The organism is Microbacterium sp. NPDC019599 (assembly GCF_040632175.1).
Lineage (GTDB): Bacteria > Actinomycetota > Actinomycetes > Actinomycetales > Microbacteriaceae > Microbacterium.
In genome coordinates this window covers 33839-46234 of record NZ_JBEYBL010000003.1, presented here as the reverse complement: position 1 = coordinate 46234, position 12396 = coordinate 33839, and the positions used below count along the sequence as shown (strand labels likewise).

The window sequence follows — 12396 nt, the reverse complement described above, 5'->3', positions numbered from 1 at the left end:
CGCGCCGGACCCGCGCGCACGTCGGGGTCGCGTTCGTCGAGGCGGCGTTTCGTCTCGTCGCTTCGCTCCTCCCTCAACGACCGGGCAGCGTGCGCGCTGCCGCGTCCGCGGTCCCGATGGGGCGGGTGCATGGGTGGCTGACGTCATCGTGGTCGGTGCAGGGCCGGTCGGCACGCTGGTCTCGGCCGAGCTCGCGCGACAGGGCGTCGACGTGGCGCTCCTCGAACGGCGCTCGGCACCCGGCGAGGGGACGCGCGCCATCGGCATCCACTCCCCCGTGCTCGCGGCGCTGGAGGGCTCGGGCGTGACGGAGCGGCTCCTCGCCTCGGCCGTCCGGGTCTCGCGAGGAGAGGCACGCGCCGAGGGACGGACGCTCGGCGTCGTGCGGTTCGACCGCCTCGACCGCCGGTTCCCGTTCGTCGCGGCGCTGCCCCAGGCCGGGACAGAGGCGGCCCTCGCGGCAGGGGCGCCGCCGGCGAAGCGCGAGGCGGAGGTGACCGCCGTCACACCGACGGGACGCGGCATCCGTGTGTCGCTCGCTCGGGGCGATGAGCTCGAGGCGCCGATCGTCGTGGTGGCGGCCGGCTGGCGCGCACGGAGCCTCGTGTACCGGCCGAGAACCGTGCGCGTGCAGCCCTACGCCGATCGATACCTCATGGCGGACGTGCACCGCAGCCGCGACGGCGACATCGCCGTCGTCAACGTCGACGCGTCGGGCGTCCTCGAGTCCTTCCCGCTGCCCGCTGGGCGGCGCCGATTCGTGGCGTGGGATGCCGCTCCCGGCGCACCCGGAAGTGCCGATCGCCTGCGGACCGCCCTGCGCGAGCGCGGCGAGCACGCGGCGGCGGGCGAGGTCGTCGAGGCGACCGCGTTCGAAGTGCGCCGCGCGGTCGCGCCTGCGCTGCGGCGCGGCGGTCTGTTCGTCATCGGCGACACAGCCCACGAGGTCAGCCCGATCGGCGGGCAGGGCATGAATCTGGGACTCCTGGATGCTGTCACCCTCGCCCCCCTCCTCTCCGCGTGGGTGCGCACGGGCGTCGAGCCGACGCTCGAGCTCCAGCGGTGGGAGCGCCGCCGGGTGGCCTCGGCCCGGACCGCCGCCGCGCTCGCGACGCTCAACACGTCGCTGGGCCGCCCGCTCGGACCCGCGGCGCACGCGGCGCGACGCGCCGCCCTGCGTCTCGCCCTGCTCCCGCCCGGCGCGCGCCTGCTCGCCCACGCCTACTCGATGGGCTTCGACCGCGACGCCTGACCCGGAGTCGGCCGGCGTCAGAGGCCGCGCGAGCACAACGTCGGCAATCCGTCGCGGCACAGCTCCGATCCGGCCTTTCCGTCGGCGTGCCGCCTCGATTTGGCGACGTTGTGCACGGTCGAGCCCGAGTCGCCGCGACCTCACGCCGCGACGGCGCCGCCGGTCGCCGCGAGCTGAGCCGCGAGGAGGAGGGCGGCGAGCATCACGAGCCGGAACAGCGTCCGGGTCGGCGGGCGGACGAGGGCGAGCACGGCCGTCGCGGCGGCGACCCCCACCACCGCCGCGAAGAACGCCCATCCGGCCGGCGAGACGGCGGTGAGCGCGCCGCCGGATGAGCCCAGCAGGACCGCGACGGCGCCCACGACGATCCCGACGGCCGCGAGGACGGCGGACGCGCGTGGTCCGAGCCGGTGCGGCAGTCCGCGCACGCCTGTGCGGCGGTCGTCCTCGAGGTCGGGCAGGACGTTCGTGAGGTGCACGGCGGCGCCGAGCGCGGCGCCCGCGATCCACCCCCACCACGCCGCGATGCGCGGCTCGGGCATGCTGAGCGTCGCGAGCGACGGGAAGATCCCGAAGCTCACGAGGAACGGGGCGATCGAGAACGGCGTCGCCTTCAGGCCCGCGTTGTACGCCCACGCCGACGCGAGGAAGACGGCGTGGGCTGCCAGCATCCCGAACCCGAGCGGTGCCGAGAGGAGAAGTGCCGCCGCGACGGCGCCGATCGCGCACGCCCAGGCCAGCCGCTCGCTCACGTCGCCGCGCGCGATGGGCTTGTCGCCTCGGCCGACCGCTCGATCCCTCGGCGCATCGATCGCGTCGTTGGAGAGGCCGATCGACACCTGCCCCGCGAACACCGCGACGGTCAGCAGGGCGAGACGCCACGGCTCGAGGCCGAGCGCGATCCCCAGCACGAGGGCGAGCGCCGTGACGACGAGCGTGGGACCGGGATGCGTCGACCCCCACAGCGCGCGGATGGCGTGCATGGGCCGTGTCATGCGACGGTGCGCGAACTGCCGAGCGCGGGCCCCGGCTCGGCCCCGGGCAGAGCGCGGCCGAGAAGGGAGACGAGACGGCCCATCCGCATGGTCCGACGGTAGCGGGCGGTCCCCGCGGGTCCAAGCACCACGCAGAGCTCGACGGCTCGGGAATTCTCGTCCGCTGCATGCAGTTGCATACATCTGGGCCGACGGCGTCCCGGCTTGTCGTCACAACCTCAAGGAGACGCCCATGTCCACCCTCACCGACCGCACCGCCGAGACCGCCGCGCCCATCATCGACGTCCTCGCCGAGCGCTGGAGCACCCGCATCTTCGACCGCGAGGCCGTCATCGACGAGGCGGCGCTGGCGAGCGCCCTCGAGGCGGCGCGCTGGGCCCCCACGGCCGCGAACACGCAGGCGTGGCGGATCATCGTCGCCCGCCGCGGCTCGGCCGCGCACGCGACGGTCCTCTCGTCGCTCGCAGGCTTCAACAGCGCCTGGGCCGGCGACGCCGGCGCACTCATCGTGTTCGTCGCGGAGACGACGCGCAACGGCGAGCCCCTTCGCTGGGCGCAGTACGACGCCGGCCAGGTCGCCGCGCACTTCACGGTGCAGGCCCACGCCGACGGCCTCTCGACCCACCAGATGGGCGGCTTCGATGTCGACGCGATCGCCGCCGGCTTCGGCCTCGGGCCTGAGTTCACGCCCGTCACGGTCATGGCCGTGGGTGAGCTCGGCGACATCCGCACCGCGTCGGCGGAGCTCCAGGCCCGCGAGAACGCGCCCCGCGTGCGCCGGCCGATCGCCGAGTCGGTGCTCGTCGACGACTGAGCCCTGACCGCGAGACGGATGCCTCGTCCCCTCGCGGGGACGAGGCATCCGTCGTCTCGGCCGATGGCAGGCGGGCAGACCCGCCGGGATGAGAGCTAGGACGCGGCCTGCCGCCCGCGGACGATCCCGACGATCGCGAGCACGAACGCCGCGAGGTAAGCGAGGCCGAGGACCACGGCCGTGCCGTAGAAGATCGCGGCGGACGTCTCGTACGACATCCCCGTCCACGTGCTGAGCGCCGAGTCGAGGTGGCCCGAGTCGCCGGAGTCCGGGACGGTCAGGGCGCCGACGAGGAGCGCGAGCCACAGGGCAATCGTCGCGATGTCATAACCCGCGCGCGTGCTGCGCTTCTTGCGGCCCTCGGGGTCGAAGAGCGTGAGCAGCGGCGGGACGAGCAGCAGCAGGATCGTGAAGATCCCGTAGACGATGCCGAGGACGCCGAGCCAGCCGACCTCCGCGCCGACCCATCCGCGGCCGAGGAAGAAGAAGACCGGCAGGAGCGCACCCAGCACCCACTGCGCGATGAAGACGAATCGGCCCGTGCCTGCGAAGCGCATGCTCCGACCGTAGCGTCAGGTGCGGCTGCGGTGCGGGACCCCGGCGCGGCGGCGCCCCGCCATGATGCTCATGATCGCCGTCACGACCTGAGCCAGGTATGCCGCGGCGATGACGCACACGGCGAAGACGAAGATGGGCGGGATCCGGCCGTACGCGATCCCCCAGGAGTTCATGAGCGCGGAGTCGCGCGCCTGGTTCGGATCGGGGTTGGGCAGCGTGAGCCCTCCGAACAGGATGGCGAACCACAGGACGAACGATGCGACGTCGTAGGCGACTCGCGTCGCACGTTCGCGGCGACCCTCGGCGTCCAGAAGAGTCAGCAGCGGCGGGATGATCAGGATCGGAATCGTCAGGAACGCGAACGGCGTCCGGACGAAGGGCTCCGACTTCGCCTCGAGCCAGGGTGCGGCGAAGAAGAAGACGGCCGGGAGCAGCGCCGCAGCGACCCACTGGGCGAAGAACACGAAGCTGCCGGACCGGGCGATCCGCATGCTCTGACGCTAGTGCGCCCGCCCCGCGGCGCCAAGGCCCACCACGGCAGCCCGCGAGTGCCGAATCGACCTCCACCATGGGCGGACGGGTCGATTCGGCACTCGCGAGATGCCGGGATCAGTCGTCGAGGAGCTCGGCCTCGATCACCTCGTCATCGGAGGAGGGTCCGGATGCCTCGGCCGGGCCGTCGCTCGTGAGCACGAGCTGCGTGCCGTCGGCGGCGACATCCACCCGCACGCCGTCGCCGTCGCGCACGTGGCCGGACAGGAGCGCCATCGCGAGGCGATCCTGGATCTCGGACTGCATGAGGCGGCGCAGCGGCCGGGCGCCGAACACGGGGTCGTAGCCGCGCTCGGCGAGCCACGTCCGCGCTTCGGGCGTCACCGCGAGCGTCAGGCGGCGATCACGCAGGCGCCTGTGCAGGGCGTCGACGGCGAGCTCGACGATCTGCGCGAGGTCGTCCTCGGTGAGCGCCTGGAACACGACGATGTCGTCGAGACGGTTCACGAACTCCGGCTTGAACGCCTGTCGCACGAGGGCCAGCACCTGCTCGCGCTTCTGGTCGGATGACAGCGTCGGGTCGATGAGGATCGGCGATCCGAGGTTCGACGTCAGGATCAGGATGACGTTCTTGAAGTCGACCGTGCGGCCCTGGCCGTCGGTCAGGCGGCCGTCGTCCATTACCTGCAGCAGGACGTCGAAGACCTCCGGGTGCGCCTTCTCCACCTCGTCGAGCAGCACGACGCTGTACGGACGCCGCCGCACGGCCTCGGTCAGCTGACCGCCCTGCTCGTAGCCGATATAGCCGGGAGGGGCGCCGACGAGCCGCGAGACGGAGTGCTTCTCGCCGTACTCCGACATGTCGATGCGCACCATGGCGTGCTCGTCGTCGAAGAGGAACTCGGCGAGCGCCTTCGCGAGCTCGGTCTTGCCGACGCCCGTGGGCCCGAGGAACAGGAACGAGCCCGTCGGGCGGTTCGGGTCGCTGATGCCGGCGCGCGACCGGCGCACGGCGTCGGACACCGCCTTGACAGCATCCTTCTGCCCGATGAGGCGCTTGCCGAGCTCGGACTCGAGGTGCAGGAGCTTCTCGGTCTCACCCTGCAGGAGTCGCCCTACGGGGATACCGGTCCACGCCGCGATGACGGCGGCGATGTCCTCGTCGGTGACCTGCTCGTTGACCATGCGCTCCTCGGTGCTGCTCGCCTCGGTGCGCTCCGCCTCTTCGATCTCGCGCTCCAGCCGCTTGATCGTCTCGTACTCGAGCTTGGACGCCCGCGTGTAATCCCCTTCCCGGAGGGCACGGTCCCGGTCTGTCACAGCCTGGTCGTACGCCTTCTTGAGGTCGCCGACGCGAGTGAGTCCCGCGCGCTCCCGCTCCCAGCGCTGCTCGAGCGCCTTCAGCTCGCCAGACGCCGCATCCATCTGCTCGCGCAGCTTCGCAAGCCGCTCCTTGGACGCGTCATCCTTCTCCTTCTTCAGCGCGAGTTCCTCGAGGTGCATGCGGTCGAGCCGGCGACGCAACTGATCGATCTCGACCGGGCTCGAGTCGATCTCCATCTTGAGGCGACTCATCGCCTCGTCGATCAGGTCGATCGCCTTGTCGGGGAGCTGGCGGCTCGGGATGTAACGCTGCGACAGGGATGCCGCCGCCACGAGCGCGCCGTCGCTGATCGTTACGCCGTGATGTGCCTCGTACCGCCCCTTGAGCCCGCGGAGGATCGCGACGGTGTCCTCGACGCTGGGCTCGCCGACGTACACCTGCTGGAACCGGCGCTCCAGCGCGGCATCCTTCTCGATGAACTCGCGGTACTCGTTGAGCGTCGTCGCGCCGATGAGGCGCAGCTCGCCGCGCGCGAGCATCGGCTTGAGCATGTTGGACGCCGCGACCGACCCCTCGCCCCCGCCCGCGCCCATGAGGACGTGCAGCTCGTCGATGAACGTGATGATGCGGCCGTCCGACTCCGTGATCTCCTTGAGCACAGCCTTGAGGCGCTCCTCGAACTGCCCGCGGTACATCGCGCCGGCGACGAGCGCCGAGATGTCGAGCGTCACGAGCTGCTTGTCCTTGAGGGACTCCGCGACATCGCCCGCGACGATGCGCTGGGCCAGGCCCTCGACGACGGCCGTCTTGCCGACGCCCGGCTCGCCGATGAGGACGGGGTTGTTCTTCGTGCGGCGGGTCAGCACCTGGCTGACGCGCCGGATCTCGGCATCCCGCCCGATGACGGGGTCGAGCTTGCCCTGCCGCGCGCGGTCGGTGAGGTTGATGCCGAACTGCTCCAGGGCGCTCCGCGACTCCTCCTGCCCCGGCTGCTGGGTGGCGTTCATGTGTCTCCTGAAATCCGTGGACCCGAAAGTTGAGTCGTTATGGCTCAAGTTTAGCAAGAGCCGGATGCTGTCGGCAATGCCGCCGCGTGTATCAGGCGCTTCCTGGCGCACTCCTTGACTGCAACACTCGACTCGAGCTGTGGAGTCCCGCCATGCCCTACCTCGCCCGCTTCCTGCCGTCGACGCACGGCCTGCACTTCGCGAACGCCTGGCCGCGCGGCGCGCCGGGGTTCGTCGCCGACGTCGCGCCGGTAGGGCGGCTGCGGTTCGGCGATGCGGGCAACGGACTGTGCGGCGGCATGGCGTTCACGGCGTCCGACCTGTATCTGGCCAAGCGCCGCCCGCCGGCCGATACGACGCCGCCGGGTGAGGACCACCCGCTCTTCCGCTACATCTCGAACCGGCTCATGGACAGCTTCGACATCCCGCTCGGCATCCTCAAGTACTACAGCTGGGCCAACACGCCGGACGCCGACACCGGCATCCCGCCCATCGTGTGGCGCGGCATCGCGAGCCGGACGATCCTCGACCAGCTGCCCAAGATCGCCCGCGAGATCGACGCGGGCCGTCCGGCCAACCTCGGGCTCGTCACGGTGCGCTCACTCGACCCCTCGGCACTCGGGCAGTGCCACCAGGTGGTCGCGTACGGATACTCGAAGCGCGCGAGGATCGCGACCGTGCGCGTCTACGATCCGAACCTGCCCGATCGCGACGACGTCACGATCAAGCTCGACACGTCGCATCCGTCCGAGGAGACGACGATCAGCTCGACGGTGGACTGCCGGCCGCTGCGCGGGTTCTTCGTCTCCTCGTACTCGCGGCGCGACCCCGCCGCGATCGCTGGGCCGCGCTGGCGGTGACGGTTTCCGGGCTCGGCGCGTTTCGTCTCGCTCCGCTCGCTCAACGACCGGGGGCTGCCGGTCGTTGAGCGAGGGAGCGAAGCGACCGAGAAGAAACGCCCCGGGCCTCCGGGCGACGTCGCGTCAGGCGACGGGCTCGAGCACCGCACCCTCGGGCGCGGTCATCGACTCGCCGTGGCACGTGAAGCGGGCCCGGTACGCCGTGGGCGTCGTGCCGAGGACGCGCGCGAAGTTCTGGCGCAGCACGGCCGCCGAGCCGAAACCGCTCTCGTCCGCGATGCGGTCCAGGCCCAGGTCGGTCTGCTCGAGGAGGCGCTGCGCGTGGATGATCCGCTGACGCGACAGCCATGCAGCGGGCGTCGCGCCGAAGTCGGCCTTGAAGCGCCGCGCGAAAGTGCGCGGCGACATGTGCGCCTTCGTCGCGAGCTGATCCACCGTGAGGTCCAGGCGCAGGTTGTCCAGCATCCAGTCCGTCACCGGCGCGAGCGAGAGGCTCTGCACGACCGGCAGCGGCTTGTCGATGAACTGCGCCTGCCCGCCGTCACGCTGCGGCGGAACGACCATGCGGCGCGCGATCTTGTTCGTGATCTCGGCGCCGAGCTCCTGACGCAGCAGGTGCAGGCATGCGTCGAGGCCGGCCGCGGTGCCGGCGCTCGTGATGATGCGCCCGTCCTGCACGTACAGCACGTCCGGATCGACGTCGATCGACGGGTACATGCGCTGCATCGTGTCGGCGTACATCCAGTGCGTCGTCGCGCGGCGGCCGTCCAGCACTCCGGATGCCGCGATCACGAACGACCCGCTGCACACGCTCAGCACCCACGCGCCGCGGTCGACGGCGCGGCGGACGATGTCGAGCACCTTCGGATCGACGCTGCCCCACGTGCGCCTGGGAATCGGCGTCACGACGACGAGGTCCGCCTCGTCCGCGAACGTCAGATCGTGCTCGACGTTGATCGAGAACGCGAGGTTCGACTTCACGGCCCCCGGCTCTGCGGTCACGATGCGGAAGTCGAAGCTCGGGATGCCGTCATCCGACCGGTCGAGGCCGAAGGCCTCGCAGGCGAGCCCGAACTCGAAGGGCGCGAAGCCCTCCTGGACGATGACGGCGACGCTGTGCATCGGGACCCCTCTCGGCGCACCGCCATGGGGGAACGACGGTGGCAGTTTTCCTCTGATTTGTGTCAATCCTGCCACTCGTGGCAGTTCGAGCGCAAGCGTAGCGTGACTGCCATGTTCATGGTGATTCTTCTCGCAGCACTCGCGATCCTCGCGATCGCCTCGACGATCGCCGCCCTCCGCACGGACGGCTACCGCCGCATGCCGACCGACTGGTCGCGCCTCCCCGACCGACCCGCCCAGATCTCCGAGCGTCAGCTCGCGAGCACCCTCCGGTAGACCTCGACCATCGCGGCCGTCCGCGACGACTGCCGGAACCGCTCGGCGATCGTCGCGTCCACGGGCGGCTGCGTACCGGCCTCGATGTCGGCCGCCGCTCGACGCAGCGCCTCGGCGAGCGCCTCGACCGAGGCGTCCGCGACGGGCCAGTAGCCGGACCCCAGCTCGGCCGCGATGTCGGGGTCGCTCACGACGGACGGCGTTCCGAGCGAAGCGGCCTCGAAGGGCGTCATGCCCTGCGTCTCGAAGCCGATCGAGGTCTGCACGAGGGCGTCGGCGCGCGCGAGCCTGCGCAGCGTCTCCGGGTACGGCATCCGCCCCGCGAACACGATCGAGGCTCTGGGCTGCAGCTTCTCGACGAGGCGCTGCGCCGCGCGCCGCTGTCCCCCGCCGCCGAGCACCTCAACCTCGGCGCCGATGCCGGACGCGGCGACCGCCTCGAGGAACGGGAGGAGCCGCTTCTCGGGGCTCATGCGCCCGAGCCACACGAAGCGCGGCGGACCCGGCTCGCGGGGAGGGCGCGTCGCGAGGACGGCGTCCAGGAGGTCGTCGTCGATGCCGTTCCAGACGACGTCGACCCGCCCGGGCTCGCGCGCGGGCAGGACGCCGTGCGCCTCGAGCCGCCGCGCGAAGTGCGACGACGGCGCCGTGACGGCGGCCGACAGCTCGGCGAAGGCGCGGAGGTAGTCCCAGCCGTCCGCACCGCGTTCCCCGCCCACGGCTGCCCGGCGCCACGCGTTGAGGACGCGGAGCACCGTGCCAGGGAAGGGCGCGGTCGCCCGGATGCCGACCTCGACGCGGTTGTGCATCGTGTGCACGACCGGCAGAGAGTGCCGCGCGGCGAACCGGTGGCCGATGAACGCGCCCCAGAAGTCGGCCTGGACGTGCACGACGTCGACCGGCGGGCGGTGCTCGAGCGCAGCATCCGTCCGCCTGTCGGTCCGCGCGCCCGGCCACGCGAGCGAGTACTCACGATCGAGCGTCACGGGGATCGAAGGCAGATCGACGTAGGCAGGGTCGGATGCCGCCGCCCGGCCGCGCGGGCCGTGCATGGCCGGCGCGACGACCGTGACGGTATGCCCGGCCTTCTCGAGGAACCGCCGCTGCAGCCGCATCGACACCTGCGCCCCGCCGAACGACTCGACGTGCTGGTCGCCGAACATCACGACGTGCACGGCGCGGCTACTCCGGCAGCGGTTCGTCGCGGTAGAGCGCCTCGAACGTGTCGAGCGTCCGGTGGATGTCGTGCACCACGACGCCGTCGAGCGAGGCCTGCTGCATGCGGAGGCGGTCCTCGGGAGCGGCGGTGAGCACATCGGTGAGGCGAGCGGTGAGCTGATCGATGTCGCCGGGCTCGAAGAGGTAGCCGTTCTCACCGTCGTGCACGAGGTGAGGCAGGGCGACGGCGTTGGCCGCGACGATCGGCAGGCCGGAGGCCATCGCCTCCATCGTCGCGATCGACTGCAGCTCGGCGATCGACGCGATCGCGAAGACGCTCGCGCGCGTGTACAGCGCCCGCAGCTCCTCCTCCGACGCGTGACCGTGGAACGTGACGCGGCCGTCGATGCCGAGCTCGTGCGTCAGCTGCTCGAGGTTCCGTCGCTGATCGCCGCCGCCGACGATGTCGAAGTGCACGTCGAGCGCGGGATCGAGCCTCTTGACGGCGCGCAGCACCTCGTCGATCCGCTTCTCGGTCGTGAGGCGTCCGACGAACAGGATCCGGTTGGCCGTGCGGGGCGTGAGGTCGGCCGTGTAGTTCGCGCGGTCGATGCCGCAGCTGACCGGGATGACGTTCTCGACGTCGATCGTGCGCTCGAGGAACTCGGCCGCCTTGCGCGTCGGGGTCGTGACGGCGCGGGTCATGCCGAACGTGCGCGCGGCATCCTCCCACGCCAGCTTGACGGCGTAGCGCGTCCAGGAGGCCGGCAGGATCGTGAAGTCGAGGACGTTCTCGGCCATGACGTGGTTCGTCGCGACGACGGGGATGCCGCGCTTGCGCGCGATGCGCGTGAGGCCGCGCCCGATGATGATGTGCGACTGGATGTGCACGACGTCGGGCTTGACCTCGGAGAGCACGCGGCGCGCGTAGAACTTCGACCGGAACGGCATGACGAAGCGCAGCCAGTCGTGCGGGTACCACCGCCAGGACGGAAGGCGGTGGAGCGTCATCTCCTCACCCTCGACGACCTCGCGGAAGCGGCCGCTCTTGAAGTGGGTGACGCTCGGGGCGACGACGTGCACGTCGTGGCCGCGGGCGACGAGCCCTGCGGCGAGGCGCTCGGCGAAGCGCGCGGCGCCGTTGACGTCGGGCGCGAACGTGTCGGCTCCGATGAGGACGGTGAGGGGACGCCCGGCGGGCTGGGGGGCGAGGGGTTCTTCAGTCGCGGGGGGAGTCACGGGATGGGTGGCTGCCTATCTCTGCGGCGCGCCAGGGGGGTGTCAGGGCGCCCGTCCACTCTACCCGAGGCGCCCCCGGCGGCCTTTCGGCCGCCCCGTGCGGCTAGATCTTGACGTCCTGCTTGGGGACGACGACTTCGCGGATTATCAGGAGGATGGATGCTGTGATCGGCAGCGCGATGAGCACTCCGAGCACGCCCATCAGGGTGCCGCCCACCATCGCCGCGATGAGCACGAGCGCCGCCGGGATCTCGACCGCCTTGTTCATGACGCGCGGGCTCAGGACGTACGACTCGATCTGGATGTAGACGAGATATGCGATGAAGAAGATCAGCGCCTGCTGCGGGCTGGAGAACAGCGCGATGATCGACGCCAGGATCCAGAAGATGACCGAGCCGAACAGCGGGATCAGCGTGATGATGAACGCGATGACCGCCATGAGCGCGGCGAACGGCAGGCCGATCACGAGGTGCAGCACGAACACGGCGAGGGCGTTGATCGACGAGAGGGTGACCGAGCCGATGAGGGCCGCGCCGACGGAGCTCGTGATGCGCTCCGTGAGGTCGGTGAGCTTCGGACGGTTGCGCGCCGGCGCGAGTGCGTAGAGGGCACCCTTCATGGCCCCGAGCGACGCGAGGAAGTACAGCGTGAGGGCGACGACGATGAAGCCGCCCGAGATGGCCGCGACGATGCCGGCGCCGACGGCAAGGACGCCGCCTCCGAGCGCCGCGAGGAACGCCGGGTCGGACAAGGTCTGGGCGAGCTGGTCGAGCGCCGTCCCCAGCCCGGCCTGCCATTCGGCGGGCAGCGCCTGGAACCACTCGGAATCCGGGATCTCATCGATCGCGGCAGGGAGGTCGGAGAAGAACTGACCGATCTGGGCGAGCACGGGCGGCAGGACGAAGATCAGGAACAGTGCCATGAGCAGCGCGAAGGCGCCGAACACGATGCCGATGCCGGCGCCGCGCTTGACCTTGTGCCGCTCGAGCAGGCGGACGATGGGGTCGAGCCCCAGCGCGAGGAACAGCGCGAGGACGATGTAGGCGAGGATCGTCGAGATCGAGAGCAGGGCCCCACCGATGAGGAGGGCCCCCAGCACGCCGAGGGTCGCGGCGAATCCCGCGATGAGCGGCCGGTCGAGGGTCGCGAGGATCCGCGCGCGCAGGCTGGTCTCGAGACTCAGCACGGCCGGCTCCGCGTGCGCCGGCAGCGGCACCGCCGGGGCGGTGGCGGTGGGCTCGGACCCCGTCGCCGGGGCGTCGGCCGACGAGGTCGAATCGCTCATGGCGCCACTCTAGG

At 71.2% G+C, this 12396-nt stretch carries 12 protein-coding genes; 4 read left to right on the top strand and 8 right to left on the bottom strand.

The annotated features are described in order from the left end of the window. Nucleotides 1–133: 133 nt before the first annotated feature. Nucleotides 134–1252 carry an NAD(P)/FAD-dependent oxidoreductase gene (locus ABZ477_RS06955; protein WP_360129975.1) on the top strand — a complete coding sequence of 373 codons (1119 nt, stop codon included), beginning with the start codon at nucleotides 134–136 and terminating at the stop codon, nucleotides 1250–1252. Nucleotides 1253–1392: 140 nt separating this feature from the next. Here the strand turns inward: ABZ477_RS06955 and ABZ477_RS06950 are convergent, their stop codons facing one another. Next, nucleotides 1393–2235 (bottom strand): UbiA family prenyltransferase, encoded by an 843-nt coding sequence (locus ABZ477_RS06950; RefSeq protein WP_360129972.1) that lies wholly within the window; start codon nucleotides 2233–2235, stop codon nucleotides 1393–1395. A 244-nt stretch (nucleotides 2236–2479) separates the two neighbouring features. Between ABZ477_RS06950 and ABZ477_RS06945 the strand changes: the two genes are divergently transcribed. Further along, the gene (locus ABZ477_RS06945; RefSeq protein WP_360129969.1) at nucleotides 2480–3061 is read left to right on the top strand and encodes a nitroreductase family protein; all 582 of its coding nucleotides are present in this window, start codon (nucleotides 2480–2482) and stop codon (nucleotides 3059–3061) included. 95 nt (nucleotides 3062–3156) lie between these two features. On the opposite strand, the gene ABZ477_RS06940 is transcribed toward ABZ477_RS06945, so the two are convergent. From ABZ477_RS06940 to ABZ477_RS06930, 3 genes are all read right to left on the bottom strand, one after another. Beyond that, nucleotides 3157–3618: a hypothetical protein gene (locus ABZ477_RS06940; RefSeq protein WP_360129966.1), complete on the bottom strand. Its 462-nt coding sequence runs from the start codon at nucleotides 3616–3618 to the stop codon at nucleotides 3157–3159. 15 nt (nucleotides 3619–3633) lie between these two features. After that, nucleotides 3634–4110, bottom strand: coding sequence for a hypothetical protein (locus ABZ477_RS06935; protein WP_360129963.1), 477 nt, complete (start codon nucleotides 4108–4110; stop codon nucleotides 3634–3636). A 118-nt stretch (nucleotides 4111–4228) separates the two neighbouring features. Then, nucleotides 4229–6442 (bottom strand): AAA family ATPase, encoded by a 2214-nt coding sequence (locus tag ABZ477_RS06930; RefSeq protein WP_360129960.1) that lies wholly within the window; start codon nucleotides 6440–6442, stop codon nucleotides 4229–4231. A 152-nt stretch (nucleotides 6443–6594) separates the two neighbouring features. On the opposite strand from ABZ477_RS06930, the gene ABZ477_RS06925 reads away from it, so the two are divergent. Beyond that, nucleotides 6595–7302 carry a hypothetical protein gene (locus ABZ477_RS06925; protein ID WP_360129957.1) on the top strand — a complete coding sequence of 236 codons (708 nt, stop codon included), beginning with the start codon at nucleotides 6595–6597 and terminating at the stop codon, nucleotides 7300–7302. A gap of 123 nt (nucleotides 7303–7425) precedes the next feature. Here the strand turns inward: ABZ477_RS06925 and ABZ477_RS06920 are convergent, their stop codons facing one another. Then, nucleotides 7426–8424: a helix-turn-helix domain-containing protein gene (locus ABZ477_RS06920; protein ID WP_360129953.1), complete on the bottom strand. Its 999-nt coding sequence runs from the start codon at nucleotides 8422–8424 to the stop codon at nucleotides 7426–7428. 111 nt (nucleotides 8425–8535) lie between these two features. Here ABZ477_RS06920 and ABZ477_RS06915 point away from each other — a divergent pair, with 111 nt between their 5' ends. Next, nucleotides 8536–8700, top strand: coding sequence for a hypothetical protein (locus tag ABZ477_RS06915; RefSeq protein ID WP_360129950.1), 165 nt, complete (start codon nucleotides 8536–8538; stop codon nucleotides 8698–8700). Here ABZ477_RS06915 and ABZ477_RS06910 read toward each other — a convergent pair. From ABZ477_RS06910 to ABZ477_RS06900, 3 genes are all read right to left on the bottom strand, one after another. Next, nucleotides 8676–9875: a glycosyltransferase gene (locus ABZ477_RS06910; RefSeq protein WP_360129947.1), complete on the bottom strand. Its 1200-nt coding sequence runs from the start codon at nucleotides 9873–9875 to the stop codon at nucleotides 8676–8678. The genes ABZ477_RS06915 and ABZ477_RS06910 overlap by 25 nt on opposite strands. A gap of 7 nt (nucleotides 9876–9882) precedes the next feature. Then, complete coding sequence (locus ABZ477_RS06905; protein ID WP_360129944.1) at nucleotides 9883–11097, bottom strand: glycosyltransferase; 1215 nt, start codon at nucleotides 11095–11097, stop codon at nucleotides 9883–9885. Between the two features lie 103 nt (nucleotides 11098–11200). Next, the gene (locus ABZ477_RS06900) at nucleotides 11201–12382 is read right to left on the bottom strand and encodes an AI-2E family transporter (protein ID WP_360129941.1); all 1182 of its coding nucleotides are present in this window, start codon (nucleotides 12380–12382) and stop codon (nucleotides 11201–11203) included. Nucleotides 12383–12396 lie beyond the last annotated feature (14 nt).

Excerpts from the sequence above, each read along its gene's own strand:
- ABZ477_RS06950 (WP_360129972.1), bottom strand. The coding sequence starts at position 2,235 with ATGCACGCCATCCGCGCGCTGTGGGGGTCGACGCATCCCGGTCCCACG.
- ABZ477_RS06945 (WP_360129969.1), top strand. The coding sequence starts at position 2,480 with ATGTCCACCCTCACCGACCGCACCGCCGAGACCGCCGCGCCCATCATC.
- ABZ477_RS06940 (WP_360129966.1), bottom strand. The coding sequence starts at position 3,618 with ATGCGCTTCGCAGGCACGGGCCGATTCGTCTTCATCGCGCAGTGGGTG.
- ABZ477_RS06935 (WP_360129963.1), bottom strand. The coding sequence starts at position 4,110 with ATGCGGATCGCCCGGTCCGGCAGCTTCGTGTTCTTCGCCCAGTGGGTC.
- ABZ477_RS06930 (WP_360129960.1), bottom strand. The coding sequence starts at position 6,442 with ATGAACGCCACCCAGCAGCCGGGGCAGGAGGAGTCGCGGAGCGCCCTG.
- ABZ477_RS06925 (WP_360129957.1), top strand. The coding sequence starts at position 6,595 with ATGCCCTACCTCGCCCGCTTCCTGCCGTCGACGCACGGCCTGCACTTC.
- ABZ477_RS06920 (WP_360129953.1), bottom strand. The coding sequence starts at position 8,424 with ATGCACAGCGTCGCCGTCATCGTCCAGGAGGGCTTCGCGCCCTTCGAG.
- ABZ477_RS06915 (WP_360129950.1), top strand. The coding sequence starts at position 8,536 with ATGTTCATGGTGATTCTTCTCGCAGCACTCGCGATCCTCGCGATCGCC.
- ABZ477_RS06900 (WP_360129941.1), bottom strand. The coding sequence starts at position 12,382 with ATGAGCGATTCGACCTCGTCGGCCGACGCCCCGGCGACGGGGTCCGAG.